The organism is Anaerolineales bacterium (assembly GCA_015075625.1).
In the GTDB taxonomy this organism is placed as follows: domain Bacteria; phylum Chloroflexota; class Anaerolineae; order Aggregatilineales; family UBA2796; genus UBA2796.
Genome location: JABTTZ010000001.1, coordinates 1,997,814 through 2,023,094 on the forward strand (window position 1 = coordinate 1,997,814; position 25,281 = coordinate 2,023,094).

Sequence of the window (25,281 nt, forward strand, 5' to 3'; positions counted from 1 at the left end):
GGTTAGTTCACCGGTTTTTGAAAGAAGCGGTAGCGGCGATGCTCGGTAGCACCCCATGTTTTCATGTTGGAAAGGGCGTTGATGTTATCTTCCAAAACCCACCCCGCGTCAATGTTGGGGATCGATTTCATCGCCGCGAGGACATAAGCGAGGAAAATCGCCGCGTCTACGCCCATGCTGCGGAACTCGGCATTGATCCCAAAGAGCAAAATCCGCTGTCGGGTAATTTTCGAGCGGATTTTCCAATGCCAGAATGCCTTCAGAAGCGTGATGATCTCCGGCGTGCGCGGGTGCGGGTAGGCATGTTTCAAGACCTGATTCATATCCGGCAAGCCCATCATAAAGCCCACTTCTTTGCCATCCACCAACCCAAACCATCCCAATGCCGGATGGTAAAAATCCTTGAGCGATTTGAACAGCGCGTCCATTTCGCGCAGGGTGGGCGGCACAAAACCCCAGTTTTTCTCCCACGCCTTCTCGTAGATTTGGCGGAGCAGTTCCAGTTCTGCTTTCAGCTTTTTCATCACGGCGGCACGTGTCGTAATTCCCTTACGCTCGGCAACCTTCTGCACCACGCGAATCACTTTGGCGGGTGGGTTGCCCTGTTCATCAAGGTAGCGCGAGGGGTCTGTCCACACGCTGATCGTATCTTGGATTTTCTCGAACCCTTCCCCTTCAATCAGGCGTTGATAGTAGGGGTGGTTGTAGGGCATCAGGACAAGGGGCTGAACAAAGCCATCGATCAGCAGCCCACACTCATCGTTCAGGGTAAAGTTCGCCGGTCCGCGAACGGCGCTCATGCCCTTTGCTTTGGCGTAATCAAGGGCGGTTTGCAGCAGGGCGCTTGCCGCCTCCACATCCTCAAAAACCTCGAAAAAGCCGAACCAGCCGATCTTTTCTTCCCAATACTCGTTGTGGCGGTGGTTGATAAACGCGGCAATCGTCCCAACGGGACGCTCACCACGCCACGCCACATAATAATCGCCTTCTAAATAATCCCAACTAGGGTTTTTCTTCTTATCCAAAAGGTGATGGCGTTGGGAGAGCAGCGGTGGCACCCAATGAGGATTATCTTTGTAGACCGCCCATGGAAATTCAAAAAACGCTTTGAAATCACGCTTGGATTCGACTTTGCGAATTGTGAGGGTGTCTGTCATGGAAAAATTCGACCATTCGTCACTGTTTGGCGTGCCTACCCAACGAGTCTATCCCATGCCCACACGGATAGGCAAACAGAGCGTGTGGCAAAGGGTGAGGGGAAAACTGGAAAACAGGGCGCAGCTAAAGAAGAACAGTCTCCCGTTCGTACCAGAACTGAATGGCGGCGGCGGCAATCGCTTCCGTATCAAGGGTGGTTGTGTCAAGCGTGGTAATCTCCGGCAAGGTCATTGCCTTTCGCTCGATACGCACCTGATAAATGGCAGCGGCGCGAAATTGGGGGTCGTGGAAGCGTGCGCCTTGTGCCACATGCAGCCGCCGCAAAATCTCCCCCAGTTGACAGGTTAGGGCGAGGACGATCCCCGCCCTGGTCAGCCGTTCGCGGTTTTCCCCATCCAGAAGTGTATGCCCCCCAACGGCGATCACCGCGCCGCGCCGCAGGGCAAGCTCTTGGCAGAGCTTATCCTCAGCGGCACGCAGATGCGGCTCGCCATACAAACGACGGAGTTCTTCTACAGATGCACCGTCGCGCAGTTGAATTTCCGTTTCCAGATCAACAAAAGGGACGCCAATGCGGGTTGAAATTGCCCGCCCGATTGCCGTCCGCCCGATCCCGATAAAGCCTGTGAGGATCAAGTTGTGGTAGGGCGTGCGCCCTGTGGGAATGCCCGCACGGATGTCCATGTTGCCATTCGTCCTAATAGCTATCTACTTAGCGCCGTGTCCGCCGCCACCAAACAACAGAGCCTGTCAGCAAGATGACGCCCGGCACAAGGATAATCGTGATGAGCGCGGCGATATTCAGTTCGGCGGTGGAAACGTTCAGCGGCAAGGGAATCGCCACTGGATTCACCGTGATCCGTTCCAAAAAGCGCGTCAGCCAATCGATCATATCCGTCCAGAGATACTGCCCATCAAAGGCGACGATCTGATCGTTCCGAATCCAATCGGCATCGCCAACGACAATCAGCCGCGCCCCGTTCAGGTCGTTCTCGAAGGCAGCGGCAAGCGTTAGCGGTCCCCCTAGATCGCCCGTCGTTCGTTCGGCGCGGTCAGGGTCGGCGGCAACCTCTTGCAAGTTCAATTTCCCAAACGCCTGATCTGTCGTTTGGTAGAGGATGGTCGCCGTCACATTGTCCGCGCTGCCCACCTCCCACGATTGGGTAATCACAAACAAGGGGCGGCTCACCGCGCCCGTTTCATCTTTGACAACAATCGGATGCCCCTCAAAATACCTCGCCGCCCGCACGTAATAACGAGAGACATCGTAACTGAGCGGATCAAAAACAATGTCCCGCTGTGGGCGCACGCCCCACGTCTCCCAAAGGTAAACGGCAAGCGGGCTATCTGGGCGCTGTATAAAGGTGATCCGGCTGTCGAAACTTGGCTCTGCCATGAGCAGCAGTTTGCCCCCGCCCGCCAGATAAACGGCGATCTTCGTCACCACTGGCTGCGGGTAATCAATCCAGGGGGCAAGGATCACAAGGGCGGTGGTGTCGGCGGGAATGTCCTCGTTCAGCAAGTCCACCGTCCCAACGGCAATCCCCACGCTTGCCAGCCCATCGCGGATGCCCGTCGCGTCCGTTTGCAGGCTGACCTCATTGCCGCCCGTGCTAAAGACAACCTTGTAATTGCCCTTCGCCTGAAGCTGCAAAATTGCCTCGGCAATCCATTTCTCGTTGGCGTAATCCCCCCGCACCTGAACTGTTCCAGCGGGGCGTGTATCGGCTGTGCCGTCCGTATTCAGGTAGGACACAAACAGCCCATAGGCAGCGTTCAAGCCAAAATTTCGGGCGGTCAGCGGCTGCTCGTCGGGGTCGATCAGGACAATCTTCACTTTGTCGGGGGCGGCATCCGAAAACATTTGAAGGATCGGCGTGTCTACGGATTTTTGCCCCAACAATTGGCGGCTGTGGAAGGCGGTGATCTGGATGGGGCGATTCAGATTTGCCATGATCGGGCGTACATCCGATTTTAGGCTGTAATAGCGCAGACTGGTCAAATCCACCGCCACAGCCGAAAGGCGTGCCACCCACACAAGGAGGATCATCACCCCCGTGAACAACACACTAATTAAGAGGCTGTTTGAGCCATAGACCGCCCGCCGCCCTTGTATCAGCAGGCGAAAATCATCGGGGGCAAGCAGGATGTAAAGCAGCAGCCCACCTACCCCTAGCACAGCGCTCAGCACGGTGAGCGGCGTGATTCCGCCTCCGGTGATCAGGATGGCGCCGCTGAGGATGAGCGCCGCCGCCCCAACCCCACTGGCAAGGCGGGCGAAACTCAGGCGGTTGAGCATAAACCCGCGCCGCGCCGGCAATTCGTTAGCCATCAGCGCCACCTCCGCGATTCGACAAGTTGGATGGTCAGAAAGATCATGACGCCCATCACAGCGAGGAAAAATACAGTGTGGTCAAGCCGCACCAGCCCCAACCCAAAGGAATAGATGAAGTTCGTTTGAAAGCTGAGGGCGCGAATTGCCTCGGCAAAGGCGCTGTTGTTGACGACCTCCCCAACAGAATCTGCCTGCCAAAGGAGGAGCAAGACCGCCACGCCCAAAAAGGCAGCCACAATCTGGTTTTCGTTCAGAGCAGAACAGAACATCCCAATGGCAATTGCCGCCCCGCCAAAGAGCCACACGCCCAGATAGGCGCTGAACACATTGCCCATATCCGGCGGACTCAGCCACACCAAGACGGCTTGGTAAATCAGCGTCAGCGCGAGGACGCCCGTGTAATACGCCCACGCGCCAAGAAACTTCCCAAAGACAATCGCATTATCTTTGATTGGCAGCGTCATAAGCAGTTCCATCGTCTTTTCGCGGTTTTCTTCGGCAAACAAGCGCATTGTAATCAGAGGGATGAAGAAGATGCTCCAACGGGCGAGGTAAAGGATGATGATCGCCCCATCCGTTGCTTGCCGTCCGTTGCGTCCGGCAAGGTCGTTGTTAAAAGCGACCCCGCACAAGATGAGGATGGCAAAAGCGACGAAATAAGCAATGGGTGAGGTGAAATAGGCGGCAAGTTCGCGTTTGAAAATCAGCCAAATGTGACGCATCGCTTACGCCCCCTTCCCTTGCCGTGCGGTGATCTCCAAGAATATTTCTTCTAGGGACATCGCCAGCGGACGCAGTTCTAGTAAATCCCATCCGGCTTGTATTACCGCCGCCGCCAGCCGCCCCCGAAGGTCTTGTGTCCCGCGTACCGCAACGATCAGCCCATCGGGTGTGGACTCAACGCCCGCCACCCCGCCCACGTTGAGGATCGTTTTTTGGATCGTCCCGAAAGGAACATCCCCCCCCAGACGGAGCAGCAGTCGCCCGCCCTGTTGGAGACGATCCCGCAGTTTTTGCGGGGAGTCCTCCGCGACAATCTGCCCGCGATCAATGATGATCACCCGATCACAGACCTGTTCCGCCTCAGAGAGGATGTGCGTGCTAAAGAGGATCGTCCGCTGCTTGCCCAAACCGCGCACCATCTCCCGCACTTCCAGCGTTTGCCGAGGGTCAAGCCCGATGGTCGGTTCGTCTAAAATCAGCACGGCGGGGTCGTGAACAAGCGCCCCGGCGATCCCTGTCCGCTGGCGCATCCCTTTGGAGATGGTGCGGATCAAGCTGTCACGGCGGTCATACATCCCCACCAATTTCAAAACATCCTCGGTGCGGCTTGCTGCCTGTGGCACGCCGCGCAAGTCCGCCACATAGCGGACGAAGCCCTTCACCGTCATATCGGGGTAAAGGGGGACGGTTTCAGGAAGGTAGCCCACGCGCTCTCGCACGCTCAGCGAATCCTCAAACACATCGAAGCCCGCCACCTCTGCCCGCCCCTCGGTGGGGGGCATAAAGCCGGTGAGGATGCGCATCGTCGTTGTTTTTCCTGCCCCGTTGGGTCCCAAGAAGCCCAAAATTTCCCCCGCCGAGGTATGAAAGCTAATTCCCCTCAGCGCGGCGAACTGTCCGTAACGTTTGGTCAGGTTCTCAACGGTAATCATCAATACATCACATTCCGCCAAAGGGCATTGAGCGCTTGCAAGGCAATCAGGTTGCGCATGGTATACCCATAGTTTAGCCCATCAAGGGTGAAACGGGCGGTGTTTCCCCCTGGCGGGAAGGAGGGGTGAATTCCATCTTCGCTGATGCCCTGCCCCGGCAAGCCCTGCAACGCCGCCCAATAATCCATCAGCGGAACATCGTACTGCTGCGCCACAAGACGAATGATCCCATTCCATTCATTTGCCCGTGCCGCGTTCCACGCCGTATTTTGTTTCGGGGGGATCGTGCTGAGGACGGGAATCACCCCCATATCAATGGAAATTTGGACAATCTGCCGTAGATTTGCCTCATAAACCGCCGGATCAACGCCGCCGGAGTCGTTCGTCCCGATCATGATCAGGGCGATGGCGGGCTTTGCCTGTTTGTATTCGCAGACAATCGGGGAATCACTGCCACAGGTGCCGGGGTTGCTGTAACCCGGCTGTAAAAGGCGATCCGCCCCCCACCCATTTCCAGCGGCAAAGAAAGGGCGGGTGAACGACCCCTTGAAGAAATTCCACACATCAGTGAGTTCGTTTTGGTACATCCCCAAATCGACATTCGCGCTGCCTAGCGTCGTCAGGAAGTAAGGCGAGGCGCTGATGCTATCCCCCACGCGGGAGACGATGAAAGGGCGGTTGCCAAGCGCCTGCCCACGCTGGAAAATCTGATGGCTGTGGGCGGTGACGCCGCTGATCGATGCCGCCGCCACTTGCAACGCGGGGGGCGGTGTGGGGGCGTCTTTCGTCTCGCCCTTCACGGGGAGCATCGTCACATCCGTTTCGCGTAGGGCAGTTAGGTCGCGGTAAACCCACCCTTGTTTAAATTTGGGATGGTTTGTCACGGTGATCTCCAACCACAGCGTATCTTCGGTGCGCCCTGTTGCCGTGAAGGTGATCGTTTCCTCTAACCAGCCGAGGATCGTCCCCGCCGTGCCGGGGGCAGTGCGTAAGCGGACTTTGCAGGTCTCGCAAACCTTGGAGTCAATGGGGGCGGGCGTTGGGGTAATGCTGGGCGTCGGCGTGATCGACGGCGTAAAGGTCATGGATGGGGTGGGCGTGATCGTTGGCGTTTCGGTGGGCGTGAAGGTTGCCGTTGGCGGGGGCGTATCCGTTGCGGTGGGCGTTGCCGTGAAGGTTGGCGAAGGCGTCGGGGTGATGCTTGGCGTCGGCGTGGGGACGGGTGTGTCGTTGGGAAGGATGACCACCACACTGTACGGGGTGGCGGTGGGCGTTGAAGGAAGCGCCGAAAGATTACATCCGAGAACGGCTATGGTGAATACCCCTCCAACGAGGATCATCCGAACAACGCCACACCCCATAATGGTCAAACAAACTCCCTCCATCCGAACGTTGGCAACCCATTATGAGGGCTTTGCGGCAAACCTTCAAGACGTTCTTTTCCGCTTCTCATGACGGAGGATTGGCAAGAAACGGCTTTGGAAAGCGGTGATCTACCACACAAAGCACAGCGCGGCGGCAGAAATCAAGGTAGAGTTGTGGACAAATCGGTTTTCACGCTACAATGATCATCAACGCGCCGAACTTATCATAGTGCCAGCCATCAAGTCGGGAGGAATGCTGTGAGCAAGGGACGAATCTTGGTCGTCGAAGACGACGCCGACATCTCAAATATGCTGCGAATTTATTTCAGCGGTCAAGGTTATGATGTGCAGGTTGCCCCGCGTGGTGGGGATGCGCTGAACATCACTCGTAAGCAGTCTCCCAACCTGATCGTCCTCGATATTATGCTGCCCGATATGGATGGTTACGCCGTCTGCCGCGAACTGCGCCAAACAACACGCACAAAACACATCCCCATCATCTTCCTGACACAGCGCGACGAACGCTCTGATAAACTGATCGGTCTGGAGATGGGCGCGGACGACTACATCACAAAACCCTTTGACATTGAGGAGTTGAAGTACCGCGTTCGCAATTCGATTGAGCGCGTGGATCGGGAAAAGAGCATGGACCCACGCTCCAACCTGCCAAGCAGCCGCCTGATCGAAGAACAACTGCGCGAACTGATGCGCACGCAAAACACCTGGTACTACATGGATTTGAAGATCAACGGCTTTGACGCTTTCCAAGAAGTCTATGGGATGCTCGCCAGCACGGAGATCATGCGTTTTGTGGCGCTCATCTTGGGCGAGATTGTTGATGAACTGGGGACGGGCGATGATTTTATCGGTCATGCCGGTAACGATAACTTTGTCATTATCACCTATTCCCCCCGCAGCCAACAACTGAAAGAGCGCGTTATCCAGCGCTTCAACGATGATGTCAAGCAGCACTATTCGTTCATTGATCGCGAACGCGGGCATATTGTTGTTGAAAACGGCGAGACTCGCCCACTGATGACGATGGGTGTGGGGATCGTCTCCAATGCCACCCAACGCTTTGCCGACATCCGCGAGATCACCGAATTGGCAGCCGATGCGCGGCGGCGTCCTCAGGGCGATTCTGTTGAGCCGATTGAAACCTCGTGGTAAATCGCAGGTGCAGACAACAAACCACCAGTTAGCCGATTTACCGAATTAACCAACGTAGCAAGTTCACGGGCAAGGCAAGCCGATCATGGGTTACTTCCTTCTGCTAGTAGTCGTTGGGTTCAGCCTATTTTGGGCGGTGTACCTCATGACCCGAGTGCGTGCCGAACGTACCCAGAGCAGCGATAAACTATCGCCCTCTGTCGTTCAGGTCAACCTGCTCGATAATGACTCGGCGGTGATCGTCGCCGAAAAGCGCGGACAGTTGGTCTTTGCCAACCCCAAAGCGCGGCAGTGGTTCACGATGGACGGCGAAGAACCAGACCTCGAACTGATGGCGGATGTCGTCCAGCCCGCCGACACCTTCCTTGAACTCTTTAGCAAAGAGGGGCAAGCCTCCTTCCGCATTGGGAATCGCCGTGTAGAGGCGACCTCCCATTACGTCCCCCGCCCCGATGCCCCCCAGATGGTTGTCGTCATGCGCGAATTGGGCGTGGCGAGGGCAACCCCCGATATGCTCGATCCCCTGGAGGCGCTGAACATCCTCAGCACGATTGGGCAAATCGTCAGCGCCAAACCGCGCCTTGACGACATGCTCGATGCCGTCCTCACCGAGATTCACGCCATTATCCCCTTCGATGTGGGCGAGGTGACTCTGTGGGACGAAGATTTGCAGGTAATGCGCTCGCGTGGGCGCTACGGCGAAACCGCCTACTTTGAAGCCTTTGATAACACAGACGGCGTGTACCATATTGCCGACAGCCTCAGCGGGTGGGTTGCCCGTTACCGGCAGCCGCTGCTCATTGCCGATGTCAGCCTTCGCCCAGACGTTCGCCCCAAACTGACCGATTACCCCTTCAAATCCTATGTTGGTGTGCCGCTGCTCGTGGGGGATCGCTTCATCGGGGCGATTGAGGTTGCCAGCCGAACACGGGTTGCCTTTGACCATGAGGATATGTCTCTGCTGCGGACGATAGCTGGACAGATCGGCATTGCTATTGAAAATGCCCGCCTCGGTGAGGTGCAAACAGAGCGCATTGCTGAACTGATCGGCTTGCAAGGCTTGACCGGAACACTCGGCAATATGGATGACCGCCGGGGAATGTTTTCCCAACTTGCCAACCGCATCGCGGGCTTGATGAACGTCGAAATGTGCGGCATTCTGCTTTATGACAACGATCAGGGGATGCTCATCGGGCAGCTTCCCTTTGCCGGCGTCCCCGATTCTATTGCCAGCATGTGCCGCATCCCGATCAGCGGCGAAAACGGCACCCGGACGATTTTTGAGCAGCGCGAAACGTGGTACACCAACAACGTCCGGGGCGATGACCTCGTTCGCCAGGTGGGGCTGCTTGGCTTAGCCGATGCCGTTGGCGTGCGCACCACAGCCCTTGCACGGATGGCAATTGGGGAGCGCCGTTTGGGGGCGGTGCAGGTTGCCAACAAGCGCGACGCCAGCGGCTTTAGCGATAACGACATGCGCTTGCTCGCCGTCTTTGCCGCCCAAGTGGCGATCATCATTGACAACACACGCCTCTTTGACCAAGAACGCCGCCGCGATGCCGAACTCGTTGGCTTGCAGGATATTAGCGAAACGATTGGCTCGGTGGGCGACCCGGCAGAACTCTACGGGCAAATCACCCGCCGCATCGCCAAGCTCATGGACGTTCACATGTGCGGGATTCTGCTCTACAACGTTGAGATAGAGCAGTTGGTCAGCGAAGCGCCCTTCTTTGGCATTGACAACGACGTGATCCGCCATTACCGCCTTTCGGTGGCAAAAGGGACAACTTTCCGCGATATTTTCTTCAACCACCCCTTCTGGATCAGCAACGAATTACGGCTTGACCCCATCATCCGCGAAGGCGGGATGGACAAGCTCGCTATGCTCGTTGGCATTCGGCAGACGATGGTCGTCCCCATGCAAATTAACCAACGGCGGGTGGGGATCGTTCAAGTTTCCAACCGGACGCAAGGCGATTTTGCCGAAGAAGATGCCCGTGTCTTGAGCATCTTTGCCGGACAAACGGTGATTATCCTCGAAAACGCCCGCCTCATCCGCGAGGTACGCCGCCGCACCGATGAGTCCGAGAGTTTGCGCCGCATTGCCCAAGTGATCGTTGCCGAGGATACCGTAGATCGCGTTGTGGCAGGGGTAATCGCGGAGATCGTCCGCTCCCTGAACTGTGATGTGGGGGCGGTGGCGCTCTTTGACGCGACAACCGGAGCGCTCATCATTAAGCCGGAGTGGACGGCGGGCATGGCGGGGATCAACGTTCCCTACACAATCGACACCTATGCCCCCGGCTTCCAAAACAGCACGGTACTAACAGGACGTTCGTTCTTCAGCAACAACCTTCGTACTGATGCCCGCGTTCTTCCGGTTTATAAGGGCATTGCCGAGCGCTATAACTTCAACGCCGCCATGCAAGTGCCGCTGATTATCCAAGAGCGCGGCATTGGCGAAATGACCGTCGGCGCACGGCGAGATAGCGCCTTCTCCCCCGAAGACTTGCGGCTTTTAGAAGCGATTGGCGTGCAGTTGGCGTCCGTTTTGGGACGTGAGCGCCTCGGCAATACAACCGATGACGATCTCCGCGCCCGTCTGCGCGAATTGGACGCCGTGACGCGCATCTCGAACGAATTGAACCGCACCGTAGAGTTCGGGCGTATTTTGGAGGTGATCCGCACAGAGGCACAGCGGACGCTTTATGCCGAAGGGTCTACGGTAGTTATCTTCCGTGCGCCGCAAGCCGGCGAACCCGAAGACGAGGTGCAGATCGAACGGCGCGTTGGCGGGGAGGCATTTGGAGACAGCATCAGCCCGCTGGAAGTGAAGGCGATCCATGCACGGGAACTTGTGTGGGAGGGGTCAGATAAAGAGACCACCAACGGCATTGCCGCCCCCTTCTTTTATGGCGACCAAATTATTGGCGTGATCCAGATTTGGAATTCGGAACTGCCCACTTATTCCGCGCAAAACCAAGATTTTGTCCGAACGCTGGCAAACCAAGCCGCCATTGCCTATACAAACGACCTTCGCTATCAGGAACAGCTTGAACGCGCCGAACTGCTTAAGCAGCGCGGGGAACAACTCTCCCAGATTTTTGAATTAGGGCGTATGCTCCGCTCCGGTGAGTCGTTGGAGGGTGTCCTAGAAGCCGTCGCTTATGGCGTCCGCGAAACGGTTGGGTTCAATACCGTCATTTTGAGCATCGTTGATGATGAAAAGCAGGTGACACGCCGCGTAGCACAAGCCGGCTTGCCCATCCAAACATGGGAGGCGGCACGTCAGCGCGAAAACCCACTCAGTTTTCTAGATCGGTTCTTCCGCCCCGAATTTCAACAGAGCGCCTCCTATTTCGTCCCCTCAGAGTCGGCGGACGCCGTGCGCAGCTTGCCGGTGATTCCCTCCCAGACAGTCAATCCTTACAAGGGGCGGGATCGGTGGGACGCCGAAGACTTCCTGATCGTCCCCTTGCGCGGCTCGAACGATGAACTGATCGGGATCATGAGCGTGGACGACCCCCGCGACGGACGCCGCCCGGCACTGCGTACATTCCAGGCGCTGGAAACCTTTGGCAACCAAGCCGCCTTTGCCATTGAGAACTTTCGTCTGGTGCAGGCATTCCAGCGCGAAGCTGACGCCGCCCGCCGCGAAGCGGAACGCTTGGAACAGCTTTACGCCGTCTCCAGTGAATCGCAGCGCGAGGGCGATCTCGTCACCCGCTTGCAGGTCATTGCCGATGGTATCCGTGCGGCTGGTTGGGAAAACGTTGCCATCACGCTGCGCGATGAAGACTTTGAGCCGATGGAAACAATCACCAGCGGCTACAATGAGACGGAACTGACCGCTTTCAAGCAAAACATCCTTCCGGGCTCGGTTTGGTTACAGCGCTTTGCCGACCCCGAACTCCGCCGCTACCGTCTGGGGCAGGCATACTACCTCCGCCATAATGACCCCTGGATGACCGAGAAAAAATTGATGGCGGGGCTGGTTGAACCAGTTGTTCAAGACGAGGGAGCTGCCTCTCCCACGAAGTGGCACCCACTTGATACCGTCTATTTGCCGCTCTATGGGGTGGATCGCAGCCGCGCCATTGGGATCATCACAATGGACACGCCCACCGATGGGAATATCCCCACCGAAGCGGTCATGCGTCCCATTGAATTGTTCGCCGCCCAAGCCTCGGCAACGATTGAAAATACCCGCCTCTATCAAGCGATGATCACCTCTGCCCAACAGGAGCAGCGCATCAACGAGGTCACTGAAGCCATTGCCGCCACCCTTGACCTCGATGAGATCATTCGCGGTGTGGCAAACGGCTTGCAGCAAATGATCCCCTTCACGCGGATGAGCTTTGGCTTGCTCCCCGAAGGCAGCGACATGCTCGATATTCTGAGTGTGACGATCAGTTTGCGCGGGGAGGTGGACGTGCGGGAAGGGACGCCCATTCCCCTTCAAGGGACGGCACTCGGCGCGGCGATGGAAGGGGCATCCCCCCGCGTTTACCATGCCACGAATGTTGCCCGTCTGGAGGCGGAAATTGACGGCAGCAGCCCCGAAGGGATACTGACCACCCAGACGGCGGAGATCGTCCCCGAATATACGGATCTGACAGGCTGGCGGGCAGAGGGGGAGCGCACCTCGTTGGTCGTCCCCATGGTCGCTGGTGGGCGGGCAGTAGGGGCGCTCCATATGGGCAGCGAGTTGGCGCAGGCATTCGGGTTCGAGTCGCAATTGTCGCTGATTGCCCGTATTGCCAACCTGACCGGTGTCGCCATTGAGAACGCCAGCCTCTTCCAACAAACGATAGACCGTGAACGGTTTGCCTCGGCGCTCAGCCGCGTTTCCCAAGCGGTGAACGCTCAGATTCCAGCAGAGCAGGTCTTGGCGACCATCCTTGACGAGGCACGCGAACTGCTGAACACGCGCAGCGCCTATATATGGACGATAGGTGGCGATGAACTGGTTGGCACTGCCGGACGGGGGACGAACGCAGATCGGTTCAACGGCTTACGGATTGCCATTGATGAGGAAGATCGCCTCATGCGGACGGTTATTGCCGAACGCCAGCCCATTTACCTAAGCCCCAAGACAACCCCCGCAGAGTGGCGCAGCCCACTCATTACGAAAATCATCCCCGAATCGCACGGGAAGGGGGTTTTGGGTGTGCCGCTTGTCCGTGAGGAACGGGCATTGGGGGCATTGATCTTCATCCAAGAGGATGTTGAACGGCGCATTACCGACGCCGATTTGGAACGCGCTTCCGCCTTTGCTGTGCAAGCGGCAATCGCACTGGAAAGCCGTCGTCTCTCGCAGGAAGCGCGTGAACTGCAATCCTTCAACATCGCCGTCATTCAATCCATCCAGCAAGGGATCGTCGTGCTGGATCGGCATATGCGCATCCGTACAGTGAATAACTTCATGCAGCGCGTCTACAACTGGGGGACGGAGAGCGAGGGGACGCACCTCTTTGAATACCGCCCGAACTACCGCAGTTTCCTTGAGGAAGCCATTGAGGATGTCCTCGTCACGGGCAGCCCGGAAATTCGCTACAACATCCGCGAACGGGCGGATGACGGCGGCTATGTGGTGCGCAACTTCTATGTCTACCCCCTTCTTCAAGAGGGGCGCGTAGAGGGTATCGTTATCCTCGTTGAGGACGTATCTGCCCGTACTGCGTTGGAGGCGGATATTGCCGCCCGCGCTCAACAACTCTCTGTTCTGACAGACGTCTCTAGCCAACTGACCGCCCTGCTGAAACCCTCGGCAGTCATTAGCGTCATGTTTGATGAATTGGAGCGCATCCTCGATTACGACAGCGCCACGCTTTGGCTGCGCCGTGAGGATAAACTCGTGATCGAAGCAGCACGCGGCTACGAAAACGCCGAAGCGCTGATCGGGATTGAGGCAGAGATTGCCGACTCGGAGCTTTTCCGCGAATTGGCGGGGCGTGGGCAGGTCTTGAACATCCCCGATATGACGTTGGATAAGCGCTTCCCTACCTTCAGCGAAGATCACCCCATGCGTTCGTGGTTGGGCGTCTCGCTCGTCAGTCGTGGAAATTTGGCGGGGCTGCTCGTCCTTGAGAAGAAAGAAGTAACCTACTATACGGATACGATGGAGCAGGTGGCGTTGAACTTTGCCAACCAATGCGCCGTCGCCCTTGAAAATGCGGCACTCTTTGAGGAAACCACCCGCGCCGCTGAGGAAAATACGCTGCTCTACCGCGACGCGGCGAACCGCGCCAAAGAGCTTGACCAGCAAACGCGGCGCTTGGGGCTGCTCTACCGCGTCTCCAATGCCCTTACCCAGTCGATTGACCTTGAAGATGTCTTTGAGGTCACACTCCGCGAGACGAACCAAATGCTTGGCTCGGATCGGGGGACGGCGTACATCCTTGAGGGGGCAGACGCCCGCTTGGTGATCGAATCGCCACGCGGGGATACCCCACCCGATAAGACCGCCCTAATCGTCTTGAAAAGCAGCAAGATTGCCGAGGCGATTCGGACGGGGATGCAGCCCATTGTGATCCGCGATGTGACGCATAGCCCAGAGTATGTCGATGACCCGCTGCTGACGAACCGCCCGCTTTCTACAGTGATTGTCCCCCTCAGTGTCAGCGGGCAGTTGATCGGATTCTTGAAGTTCGATTCGCTCTCCGAATACCGCGATTTTGACATAGAGCAGGTAGAGACCTCCCAAACGATTGCCTCCCAAGCGGCGATTGCCGTTGCCAATGCCAACCTCTTGGAGCAGTCTCTTGCCCGCGCCCGTGAGTTGGAAACACTCTTTGAGGCGACCCAATCGATCTCGGCAACGCTCAACCTCGATCAGGTGATCCAAAACATCGCCATGCAGATGATGGTTGCCCTGAACGCCGATGGCTGTGAAATTCTGAATTTCAATACGGCGCAAGAGGCGTTGGAAGTTGCCATTGATTTGCGTGCCGATAACGATCCAACGGCTATCAGCCCGAAAGGAACAATCATCCCGCTGACCGATTACCCCATCCGGCGGCGGGCAATGCAAACCCGCAACACCGTGATGATCCGCGCCAGCGACCCCGCCCTGACAAAGAGCGAACGGGCGATGCTGAAGGAACGCGACGCGGCAAGCCGTGTCTTGCTGCCGATGATCGTCCGCGATCAATCCATCGGGTTGATTGAGTTAGAGATCAACGATCCCAACCGCACCCTGACGGCGACAGAAGTCCGCTTGGCGCGGTCTTTGGCGTCTGGGGCGGCGGTGGCAATTGAAAACGCCGGCTTGCAGACGGTGACTGCCTCCAAGCTTGCCGAACTGTTCGTAATCAATGATCTTTCAACCTCATTGGCGGGTGTCACTGAGGAAAAGCAGATTTTCGATCTGGTGCGCACGCGCCTACCGCAGTTGGTGAAATCGCACACACTGGCGTTGGGCATTGTTGAATCGGAAGACTCCCAAACGCTCATCTACCCGCTGGCAATCCGCGATGGGCAGAAGATCGCCCTAGAATCGCACCTTGCCGGAAATGATGAAGTCTCCTTTGTCATGCGGCAAGGGATGACGCAGCGCTTGGTTGGCGCGGAAGTGGCGGGCGTGTTGAAAAACCAACAGATTACGCCGCGCCTGATGCGCAACCCCAAGAGCTTCCTCGGCGTGCCGCTCATTGCCGGTGGGCGCGTCCTCGGAGCGCTTGTCGCCGGGGACGATGAGAATCCTTACGCCCTAAGCTTGGACGACCAACAGGTACTCTCCACCGTCGGGGCGCAAATTGCCGTTGCCTTGCAAAATGCGCGGCAGTTTGCCCGCACACGCGAATTCGCCGCCGAACTGGAACGGGCGGTGACACAGCGCACGATAGAACTTCAGCGCGAACGGGATAGCATCGACTTCCTCTACCGGCTGACTTCTAGCCTGACGATGAGCTTGGACATCAACCTGACGCTGAACCGTGCGTTGGATATGATGGTTGACGCCTTCAACGCCGATATGGGCGTGATTTTGGGCATTGATAGCATCAGCGATAACCTGACCTTCCGCGCCCTGTACAACCTGAGTGAGGAAGTCGGGCGCGAATCGGGCATCAGCACCCGCGACGGGTTGGCGGGGTGGATGATCCAATCCCATCAGGGGGCGGTTGTCCCCGATGTGAAGAACGATTACCGCTGGCTGCAATTGGGGACGTGGGAAAACGCCCCTCGTTCGGCAATCGGGGCGCTTCTAGAGGCAAACGAGGACACCCTCGGCGTGGTGATGCTCTACCACACTGAGCCGAATCACTTTACCGAGGCGCAACTGCGCATCCTTGAGGCGGCGGCAACGCAGATCGCCAGCGCCATGAACAACGCCGATTTGTACGTCCTCATCCGCGATCAGGCGGATCGGTTGGCTGCCATGGTGCGCCGCGAACAGGTCGATAGTACAAAGAACCTCGCCATCGTTGACTCCATTGCCGATGGTGTGATGGTCGGCAGCCGCGAAGGGGAAATCACCCAATTTAACACCGCCTCGGAGCGTATTTTGGGCTTGCCGCGCAAGCAGATCATCGGCAAGCACATCTCGGCGCTCTCTGGCTTGTATGCGGCGGCGGGCGGGCAAAGCTGGTTGGAGGCAATTGAACGCTGGACGAACGCCCCCACCGAACACCGGGCGGGCGAGGAAGTTCGGGCGCAGCTTGCCCTTGATAACGGGCGCTACGTGGCGGTGACGCTCTCGCCCGTGACGATGGGCGATCAATTCTTGGGGACGGTGACGGTTTTCCGTGACATCACCCGTGAGATTGAGGTGGATCGCATGAAATCTGAGTTTGTGGCGACGGTCAGCCACGAACTGCGTACCCCCATGACCTCCATCAAAGGCTATGCCGATCTGCTCTTGCTTGGGGCGGCTGGCAAAGTGACCGAGCAGCAGCAGCGCTTCCTGAGTACAATTAAGACCAATGCCGATCGCCTTTCGGTGTTGGTGAACGAGCTGCTAGATATCTCGCGGATTGATCGCGGCGTTGTCAAGCTGAACCTACAACCCACCGATCTCATGGGGATCATCGATATGAGCCTCAATCAAATTGGGGAGCGCATCCGCTCGGAAAAGAAGGATGTCAACGTCGAAAACACCCTTCCCGAAAATTTGCCCTTGCTGCGTGCTGATCCTGATAAACTCTTGCAGATTATCAACCATCTCGTCGCCAATGCGTACAGCTATACGCGGGTGGGCGGTACAATACGGCTTGGGGCAGTTCCCGAAGAACGCAGTGTGGTGATCACCGTCACCGACACCGGGGTGGGTATTCCCAAGGATAAGCAAGATCGCATCTGGGAGCGGTTCTACCGCGATGAGGAGCAAACCCTTGTCATGGAAACCTCTGGGGCGGGGTTGGGCTTGTCTATTGTGAAGGAGTACGTTGATCTGCATAATGGGCAGGTCTGGTTAGAGAGTGAGGTCGGAGAGGGGACGACCTTCTACATTCGCATCCCCGCCTTCACAGAGAACTAAGGTAGGAACACTGTAGGAACATTTATGGCACGCATCCTCATCGCAGAAGACGAACGTGACATTCGGGAATTGATTGATGTGACGCTGACGGTTTTTGCCGGACATGAGGTGATCAAAGCAGAAGATGGGCAAGAGGCCGTTGAACTTGCCCCACAGGTGATGCCCGACCTGATTATGATGGACGTGCGGATGCCCCGTATGACGGGCTATCAGGCGTGTCGCGCTCTGAAGCTCATTGAGAGTGTGAAAGATATTCCGGTAGTCTTCCTCTCCGCAAAGGGGCAGGATTCGGAGATTGATGAAGGGATGGATGTGGGCGCCTATGACTACATTCTGAAGCCCTTTGCGCCCGATGAACTGGCTCAACGTGTCGGAGAAATCCTTGCCAAGTTTAACAAGTAGGCGGCGGTTCATGAGTGCTATTACCATCGAGAGCGACCTTGTACACTATGAAGTCCTCGGCAGAGGTCGCCCGGTAATCTTCGTTCACGGCTGGTTGGGGTCGTGGCGCTACTGGGTGAATACGATGCAGTACCTCAGCAGCAAGTACCGCACCTATGCCCTTGATCTATGGGGCTTTGGGGATTCTGGCAAGGATGAGAAAAAATACTCCTTGCAGTCTCAGGTGATGCTTCTGTTTCAATTCTTTGAACGCTTGGGGATTCCCAAAGCAGCCTTGGTGGGACATTCGTTGGGGGCGGCAGTCTGCCTCAGCTTTGCCCGCCAGTTCCCAGATCGTGCCTATCGGATGATGTTGATCAGCCCCCCGCTTTATGATGCGGGTGGCTTGGACGAAACACGTCCAGAGGCAATGATTGGCTTAAGCGGCGGCATGAATACTACCAGCACACAAACGGTTGGGATGAGTGGAACCGTCACGGGGACAGGGATAACTCCCGCTGTTCCCGCCGCCCCGCCTGTCACCAGCACCCCCTTTCCGCCCAGTGTCGTTACCAGCGCAGCACCTGCCGCCCCCTCACCTTCCGTCGGAGGGGCGATCAGTGGGGAAACACAGCCCGCCGCGCCTATCGCGCCGACGACGCCATCATCATCTTCAAGTGTTTCTGGGAATGTACCGCCCGTATCCGCAGCCCCGCCGACAAGCACCCCAGCGGGGCTACCCCCGCTGCCTGCCCTGCGGGAACAACCCGGAACGGTGACTCCCGCCAACGCCCCCACCTACAGCAGCAGCAGTGAGACGCTTCCGCGTAACCCCTTCCGCAGCCGCGGCGAAACACCGGAAGAAATCCTTGCCCGCCTTCGCGCCCGCAGCACGCAAACACAATCCCAAGTGCAGCCGACGCCTAGCGGGGGAACGCCCATCTCTCCGGCAACAACACTCCCTAACGCGCCAACCAGCGCTGCGCCGCCTGTAAAAACAGGGGGAACAGGCTCAACGCCAGCGGTGACAACGCCCACCGGAGCGCCCCCCCCTCCGGCGTCACCGCATCTACCCGCTGCGGCAAACGCGCCGACAAGCGCAGCACCGGCTCTCCCAAGCGGCGCCACAAGTGGATCGCTGCCGCTGAGGACAGGGGATACCGGTCCAACCCAAGCCGTACCGCCTGCGGCTGGAACAAGTGGCGACCCAAGCACACGCCCGGCGTCGCCCGTTCTTCCTACGGGTATTGCCCGTCCTATCGCCCCACCCCCACAAGCCTCAGCCTTGCCGCCTATCCCCGCGCCAGTGAAGGCGGGAACAAATCCGCTGACGGCGTTATTGGTGGGGGCAAAACCGGGACCGCTGTTCAGCAAACATACCCGCCAAGATATGCAGGATGTCGATGCGCTGCGCACCGAGATTGATAAGACGGACGAACGCGCCCTTGCTGCCACTGCCCAAGCCTTTGACTCGTTCAATCTGGCGTTGGAGCTAAAACGAGTGACCACCCCAACGCTCTTGCTGCATGGGGAAGATGATGGCTTCATCACACCGCCCCCGCTGGAACTGCTGCGGCGCATTGAGGCGATGAAACAACCGGGGCATTTCCTCTCGCTGGTCGAGCCGGGGGTGAGGCACTTCCCGATGATGGAAATTCAGGCGAAATTCAACCGCCTGCTGATCGATTTTCTAGAAGCGCCCGATCTGACCAATCTACAATTCAAAGATCAGTGGAAACGAACGATACGCTAAGGGGTTGTGTTCCCTCGTCCGCTTTTCCCTTTTTCTTGCCTATATTGAGGAAAGAAAAAGGGCGTCTCCATAGGATTGCTAGGTTCTATTGACGTTTTTGGTTTAGACCCCCTATCCCCTTTCCCTGTGTACGGGGAGGGGGTTGGGGGTTCCAAGCCCCGAAGGGGTGGCTGCTCCTAGCCCGCTGCTTTAGCGGCGGGCGCTCACGGACGGCGCTGGACGCAATGCCTTGCGCCCCTACGGGAATTACAATGTCAATAGACCCTAATAAGGTTTAATCGCTTCTTGTCCACCGGTTCAGCAAAAGGACGTACAGTTGGATAGGCTGATGAACTGCCGGATCGATGTGATCAGGTGGGGGCAAATCGCGGTATGAGCCAAGTCACTGGGCAAACGATACCTAAACTACTTGTCCTCTCGTGGAGTATCCCCCCTGCTGTAACAGGATCAGCCACCGTGATGGGCAATCTCGCCCGCCAATTTACCCCCGCCGACATGACGCTCATGGGTGCGTATTATCTGAACGCCCTCCCTGTAGAGTGGGCAAAGGGGTCTCCCCCACTGCGCTATGTGATGGTGCAGCCGCCGGAAACTTGGCGCGGCGCACGGTATCTCCGTTGGCTGCAATTGCCCTACGTGATGCTGCGCGGATGGTGGGCGCTTGTGATCGGGCGCTGTCAGGGTATCCTTTCCGTTTACCCCGACGCGATCTACCTGCTTGTGGGGTATCTGCTCAGCCTGATCACCGGACGGGCGCTTTACGCCTATTTCCATAACACCTATGTAGAGGCGCATAAGGGGCGCTTGGCACGGTGGCTGCAACCCCGTGTTTTCCGGCGGGCGCGGCATGTTTTCGTCATGAGCGAAGGGATGCGAACCCTGTATGCCGAACGCTATCCCACCCTTGCCTGTTCTGCCCTGCCCCATACCTTCAGCGGGATGCCGCCCCCTCTTGAGGATGCCGCTCTCCCACCCCTTAGCGCTCCCCTTCAAACAGCCTTCATGGGGAGCGTCTGGGCGTCTGTGTCTGATGCGTTGGAACGGATGATTGCGGCGGTAAAGGCAGAAGGCGATGTGCGCTGCGCCCTTTACACGGGGACACCCTATAGCAACCTGACCGCTCTAGGGGCGACGGGGGCGGCGTTTACGATTAGCACGCCGGATAATGCCGCCCTGCGAAAGGCGCTTCGAGCGGCGGATATACTCTTGCTGCCTCATGCCTTTCAGACGGGGTTGCCGGAGGAAGAAATTCGGACGATCTTCCCTACGAAAACACTGGATTACCTTTTGGCGGGGCGTCCGATTTTGGCACATTTGCCAGCGAACTGCTTTTTGGCGGATTTTCTGCGCAACCACGACTGTGCGCTACTCATTACCGAACCAACGGTAGAGGCTGTGCGTGAGGGGTTGCGCCGCTTGCGGGGAGATCGCCCCCTGCGGGAGCGCTTGGCAGCAAACGCCCTTCGGGCGGCGGCACAATTTCAGGCACACCGGGTGGCAGATCATTTGCGGGATGTGGTACTCTCAACGTGGCAACAATAGGAACGGATCGTTATGGCATCGCGGACACGCACCCCACTTTTCACAGGGCATCGGCGGGGTTTTGGGGAACGGCTGATCGACTTCGCCGGAACACTCTTGGATGTTGACAGAACCACCCTCTTTCAGATTGCGGTAGTTATCGGTGTGCTGGTGGGAGCAATGCTCATCGGAACAACTGCCGCCAACGACCCGCGCCAAATTATGCTGGGCTTTGCCCTCGTTCTTGTCGGATTGCTCAGTCTGTTAATTGTCACCCGTCCCTTTGTTGGGGTGATTCTAATCGTGGTTGCCCTCCCCATCGATACGCTGATTCCCGATATTCCCTTTCTCACCTCCGGCTACAGCGTCATTGGCTATTTCACGCTAGGGGCATACCTCGTCCGCTCTAAGTTTCAGCTTAACTTGCGAACGGGGATGCGCCCACAGTATTTTTGTGCTGTCCTCTTTCTGCTGTGGATCATCATCACCAATCCAGCGGCGGCGTTCGGTGTTGCCAGCCACTTTGATACGCGATGGGTGTTCACCTATATCCAGTTGATCGTCCTTATGTGGCTGATCTCGGAAAACTTGACGCCCGCCCGCATTCGGCTGTTGATGATGCTCTATGTGATGACCGCCTCGTTTTCATCGGGCTTGGCAATCCGCGATTATAACTTTGCCCGCGTATCGTATGCGCAGCGGGAAGCAGGCTTGGCAAACGGGATTAATGAGCTTGGCATGTATGCGGCGGTGGGCTGCATTTTTGCCCTGCATATGATCAACGATGCACGTATACCGCGCTTGTTTCGGCTGGTTAGCCCCGTGCTGGTCGCTATTCAGGCGTTGGGTGTCATTGCCACCGTCTCGCGGGGGGGGTTTGCCATGCTCGCCTCTGGGCTGATTTTGTCGATGCTCTTCTTGAACGTCGGCATCCCCCTTCAATCGGTTAAACAACACGCCCAGCGCTTTGCCCTGCGGATGATGATGATGGGCATCATCATTGTGGGCGGAATTTTGTTCGTGCCAAGTGCCTATTGGAACATCTTAAGCAACACCGTTGATCAAATTGTGTCAGGGACAGAGGTAGGCAAAAACCGCTACGCCGAGGGACGAGGGGCGGTCATTGCCCGCTTCTTCCTTTGGGAACGCGCCCTAGAGACATTTAGTCAATATCCCATTACCGGCATTGGCGTTGGGCAAGGGCGCACCTACATCGACTACGCAGAAACCTACACCGGAATTTATGATGTGCGCCGCCTTGAAAACGCCGTTGCCCATAACATGTTTCTGAGCGTTCTCTCGGAGACGGGGTTGGTTGGCTTTACTTTTTACATGGGTTGGTTGGGGTTTTCGTCGTTATATTTTGTCCGCGCCATGCTCCAACGGGAGAGCGCTGAACATGCGATCTTGGCAAAGACCTGGTTCATTGCGCAGGTGATGATTTGCATCATGGGTGTGACCTCTAGTTTCCATTACAGCAAACTGCTGTGGGCAACCTCTGGGGTTAGTTTGGCGTTATTCCCTGTGCTGCGCCCCGCCGCACAGGAAGCGTCTACACAGTCCACACAGCCCACCTTGCCCTTAGGTCAGCAGCTACATGAGCCGCCCCAACCACCACCAGCCCTTCCACGTCGGATGTAAAGAGAAACGAGGCATCATGTGCGGTATTTGCGGTTTTGCGGCAGCGACAACCCGCCCAAGCGCTCTAGACACCCTGCGACGCATGGCGGCAACCATCCACCATCGGGGACCGGATAAGGACGGCTATTTTTATACCGATGGGGCGGCGCTTGGCTTTCGCCGTCTGAGCATCATCGATTTGAATACGGGCGATCAGCCCATGCCCAACAACGATGGCTCGATCCAGATCATCTTCAATGGCGAAATCTATAATTTTCAGGCATTGCGTGATGAGCTGCGCGGGCGCGGCTATGTGTTTCGCACCCGCAGCGATACAGAAACGATCCTCCATGCCTATGAGGAATGGGGGGAGGGGTGTGTTGAACACTTTCGCGGGATGTTTGCCTTTGCCATTTGGGATGCTCGCCAACGGCGCATTTTCATCGCCCGCGACCCTCTCGGCAAAAAGCCCGTCTATTACTATCACAAGGGCGGACTTTTCGCCTTTGCCTCAGAGATCAAAGCCCTTGTCGAACTGCCGGAAATCCCACGAGAAATTGACCCTGCCTCGATAGGCACATACTTACGTTGGGGGTATATTCCCGCCCCATACTCTATCTTGGCAGATGTTGCCAAACTTCCCCCGGCACATACCCTGATCTACGATGTCGATACCGATGCGCTGGCGCTGCGGCGCTATTGGGCGCCCCACTACGAACCGAAACAAACCCTCTCCTTTGAGGATGCCTCCCGCCAACTGCGGGCGCTGCTCACCGAGGCGGTCAAACTGCGGATGATCTCCGATGTGCCATTAGGGGCGCTCCTCAGCGGGGGGGTCGATTCAAGTACGATTGTTGCTTTGATGGCGGAACATTCCTCCCATCCGGTACAGACCTTTTCCATCGGGTTTGAAGAAGAGGCGTTCGATGAACTGCCCTACGCACGCCAAGTGGCACACCGCTTCAACACCGATCACCATGAGATGGTGGTGCGCCCCAACGCCATGGAGGTGCTGCCCGATCTTGTCTGGTATTTGGATGAGCCAATGGCGGATGCCTCTGCTGTGCCAAGTTACTATGTTTCCAAAATGGCGCGGCGCTATGTGACCGTTGCCCTGAATGGCGATGGCGGTGACGAGGCGTTTGGCGGCTACCGCAGTTATGCGGCAATCTTGCGCTATCGGCGCTATCTCACCCTTCCCGCACCCCTCCGCCAGAGGATGATCGAACCTGCCCTTCGCGCCTTACCCGGTGGCGAACGCGGCGGCGGCGTTTTGGCACGGGCGCGGCGCTTGGTTGCCCAAAGCAGCGCCACTCTGGAAGCACAGTTCACCCGCTGGATGGAGATTACTCACCCCCCCACGCTGAAGACGCTTTACCCCTCTGGGGCAGAACACCCTCTGACCCATCCCGCCTTTGCCCACGATGAGGAAACGCTAGGGGCGCTCGATTGGATGATGCGTCACGACACGTTCAACTACCTGCCGGGCGATCTGTTGGTGAAGATGGATCGGATGAGCATGGGCAATTCCCTGGAGGCACGTTCGCCGCTGCTTGATAAAGAGGTGGTTGCCTTTGCTGCCAGCTTGCCCGAAGCGTACAAAAACGACGGGCGAACGGGAAAACGCATTTTGAAACACGCCATGCGCGATTTACTGCCAGCGGATGTGCTGAACCGCAAAAAACAGGGATTTGGCGTCCCTGTTGGGCGTTGGCTGCGCGGGGAATTGAAGGATGCGGGCGCGGAGCTTTTGCTTGGCGGTGGACGGCACACCGCTGATTACCTTGATGGGGAGACGGTGGCGCGGTTGTGGGCAGAACACCAAAACCGCGAGCATGATCACGCCAACACCCTCTGGTCGCTGATCATCCTTGAGATGTGGTCGGCACGGTTTTTGGATGGAGATGCCTAAGCCTACATGGATGTAACTACGACACAGAGCCGCGATCAGGCGGTTCTGACGACCATCGGAAATCATGATTACCTTGCCGCCATTCACCGCTGGTGGATGGACGGCGGCGCTCCTGTCTCCAAGCACGGGGCGCAGTACGGCTTAGAGGCGGCGGCGTGGGAAGACCTTGTTCAACACCTGCTGGCAATGGGATGGGTCAGTCTTAGCGGTGAGGCGCTTTCTGCCACGCACGGCGAGGGGTGGCAATGCCTTCAGGCGCTTTCCGAATTGCACCGGGGGTATGTCCGCCAGCCGCGCCCAGAAAAAGTGCGGCTCTTCGCCCATCTTCAAAATGCGCCACGTGGGGCGGCGGCGGATATTGGCTGCGGGGGAGGGTACATCACCCACCGCCTTGCCGAGATGGGCTTTGACCCGATCTATGCTTACGATTTGCTCCCCGTCTCGCTGGCAATCACTCAGATTGGGGCGGCGGCAAGCGGCGGGCGGGTGGAGACCTTCTGTACGGATGCCACCACCCTGAAGGAAATTCCCGACGCCAGCCTCAGCTTGATGTTTAGTTCGGGCGCTATGCATTACCTGAATCATCGCCGCCACGCGCCGCATATCGGGCGCGTCCTAAAACCGGGCGGGTGGCTGGTTACTGAGCAGGTGGGTCTGGAATATTACCGTCAGGGACGGCTCTACCGTGATTTGAAGCGGGCGCGGCGGGTGGCATCCTCCGTGTTGACGCTGCTGCGGACGTTTCTATATGAAATCAGCGGGCGGCAGTTTCGCTTTGGCACATCCGGCTACGAGGTGGGCTGGACACACCACAGCCTAAAACGCTTTGGGCGGTGGGCGAATCTCCGCCTTGTGGAGATTGCCCCCGACACCATTACGCGGGGATTCACGGCGGTTTATCAGAAGCCCAACGAACCGACGGCGCAGTAAGGCG

At 57.5% G+C, this 25,281-nt stretch carries 14 protein-coding genes; 8 read left to right on the top strand and 6 right to left on the bottom strand.

The window, feature by feature from the left end:
• Positions 1–2: 2 nt before the first annotated feature.
• From HS103_08245 to HS103_08270, 6 genes are all read right to left on the bottom strand, one after another.
• The gene (locus HS103_08245) at positions 3–1,157 is read right to left on the bottom strand and encodes a GNAT family N-acetyltransferase (protein MBE7512791.1); all 1,155 of its coding nucleotides are present in this window, start codon (positions 1,155–1,157) and stop codon (positions 3–5) included.
• A gap of 124 nt (positions 1,158–1,281) precedes the next feature.
• The gene (locus HS103_08250) at positions 1,282–1,842 is read right to left on the bottom strand and encodes a hypothetical protein (protein ID MBE7512792.1); all 561 of its coding nucleotides are present in this window, start codon (positions 1,840–1,842) and stop codon (positions 1,282–1,284) included.
• Positions 1,843–1,870: 28 nt separating this feature from the next.
• Positions 1,871–3,490: a Gldg family protein gene (locus HS103_08255; GenBank protein MBE7512793.1), complete on the bottom strand. Its 1,620-nt coding sequence runs from the start codon at positions 3,488–3,490 to the stop codon at positions 1,871–1,873.
• The gene (locus HS103_08260) at positions 3,490–4,215 is read right to left on the bottom strand and encodes an ABC transporter permease (GenBank protein MBE7512794.1); all 726 of its coding nucleotides are present in this window, start codon (positions 4,213–4,215) and stop codon (positions 3,490–3,492) included. The genes HS103_08255 and HS103_08260 overlap by 1 nt, the downstream gene beginning before the upstream one ends.
• 3 nt (positions 4,216–4,218) lie before the next feature.
• Positions 4,219–5,148, bottom strand: a complete 930-nt coding sequence (locus HS103_08265) for an ABC transporter ATP-binding protein (protein ID MBE7512795.1) — start codon at positions 5,146–5,148, stop codon at positions 4,219–4,221.
• On the bottom strand, positions 5,148–6,518 hold the full coding sequence (locus HS103_08270; protein ID MBE7512796.1) for an SGNH/GDSL hydrolase family protein: 1,371 nt from the start codon (positions 6,516–6,518) through the stop codon (positions 5,148–5,150). The genes HS103_08265 and HS103_08270 overlap by 1 nt, the downstream gene beginning before the upstream one ends.
• Positions 6,519–6,770: 252 nt before the next feature.
• Between HS103_08270 and HS103_08275 the strand changes: the two genes are divergently transcribed.
• From HS103_08275 to HS103_08310, 8 genes are all read left to right on the top strand, one after another.
• Positions 6,771–7,682: a response regulator gene (locus tag HS103_08275; GenBank protein MBE7512797.1), complete on the top strand. Its 912-nt coding sequence runs from the start codon at positions 6,771–6,773 to the stop codon at positions 7,680–7,682.
• 145 nt (positions 7,683–7,827) lie between these two features.
• Positions 7,828–17,160 (top strand): GAF domain-containing protein, encoded by a 9,333-nt coding sequence (locus tag HS103_08280; GenBank protein ID MBE7512798.1) that lies wholly within the window; start codon positions 7,828–7,830, stop codon positions 17,158–17,160.
• Between the two features lie 24 nt (positions 17,161–17,184).
• A complete protein-coding gene (locus tag HS103_08285; GenBank protein MBE7512799.1) occupies positions 17,185–17,562 on the top strand; it encodes a response regulator in 378 nt (125 codons plus the stop codon).
• A gap of 10 nt (positions 17,563–17,572) precedes the next feature.
• Positions 17,573–19,294, top strand: a complete 1,722-nt coding sequence (locus HS103_08290; GenBank protein ID MBE7512800.1) for an alpha/beta fold hydrolase — start codon at positions 17,573–17,575, stop codon at positions 19,292–19,294.
• Positions 19,295–19,666: 372 nt separating this feature from the next.
• The gene (locus tag HS103_08295) at positions 19,667–20,836 is read left to right on the top strand and encodes a hypothetical protein (GenBank protein MBE7512801.1); all 1,170 of its coding nucleotides are present in this window, start codon (positions 19,667–19,669) and stop codon (positions 20,834–20,836) included.
• A gap of 12 nt (positions 20,837–20,848) precedes the next feature.
• Positions 20,849–22,456, top strand: coding sequence for an O-antigen ligase family protein (locus HS103_08300; protein MBE7512802.1), 1,608 nt, complete (start codon positions 20,849–20,851; stop codon positions 22,454–22,456).
• Positions 22,457–22,472: 16 nt separating this feature from the next.
• Positions 22,473–24,347: an asparagine synthase (glutamine-hydrolyzing) gene (gene asnB, locus HS103_08305; GenBank protein MBE7512803.1), complete on the top strand. Its 1,875-nt coding sequence runs from the start codon at positions 22,473–22,475 to the stop codon at positions 24,345–24,347.
• A 6-nt stretch (positions 24,348–24,353) separates the two neighbouring features.
• Positions 24,354–25,277 carry a class I SAM-dependent methyltransferase gene (locus tag HS103_08310; protein ID MBE7512804.1) on the top strand — a complete coding sequence of 308 codons (924 nt, stop codon included), beginning with the start codon at positions 24,354–24,356 and terminating at the stop codon, positions 25,275–25,277.
• Positions 25,278–25,281 lie beyond the last annotated feature (4 nt).

Coding starts and splice junctions, on each gene's coding strand:
- HS103_08245 (MBE7512791.1), bottom strand. CDS start 1,157: ATGACAGACACCCTCACAATTCGCAAAGTCGAATCCAAGCGTGATTTC.
- HS103_08250 (MBE7512792.1), bottom strand. CDS start 1,842: ATGGACATCCGTGCGGGCATTCCCACAGGGCGCACGCCCTACCACAAC.
- HS103_08255 (MBE7512793.1), bottom strand. CDS start 3,490: ATGGCTAACGAATTGCCGGCGCGGCGCGGGTTTATGCTCAACCGCCTG.
- HS103_08260 (MBE7512794.1), bottom strand. CDS start 4,215: ATGCGTCACATTTGGCTGATTTTCAAACGCGAACTTGCCGCCTATTTC.
- HS103_08265 (MBE7512795.1), bottom strand. CDS start 5,148: ATGATTACCGTTGAGAACCTGACCAAACGTTACGGACAGTTCGCCGCG.
- HS103_08280 (MBE7512798.1), top strand. CDS start 7,828: ATGACCCGAGTGCGTGCCGAACGTACCCAGAGCAGCGATAAACTATCG.
- HS103_08285 (MBE7512799.1), top strand. CDS start 17,185: ATGGCACGCATCCTCATCGCAGAAGACGAACGTGACATTCGGGAATTG.
- HS103_08290 (MBE7512800.1), top strand. CDS start 17,573: ATGAGTGCTATTACCATCGAGAGCGACCTTGTACACTATGAAGTCCTC.
- HS103_08295 (MBE7512801.1), top strand. CDS start 19,667: ATGAGCCAAGTCACTGGGCAAACGATACCTAAACTACTTGTCCTCTCG.
- HS103_08300 (MBE7512802.1), top strand. CDS start 20,849: ATGGCATCGCGGACACGCACCCCACTTTTCACAGGGCATCGGCGGGGT.
- asnB (MBE7512803.1), top strand. CDS start 22,473: ATGTGCGGTATTTGCGGTTTTGCGGCAGCGACAACCCGCCCAAGCGCT.
- HS103_08310 (MBE7512804.1), top strand. CDS start 24,354: ATGGATGTAACTACGACACAGAGCCGCGATCAGGCGGTTCTGACGACC.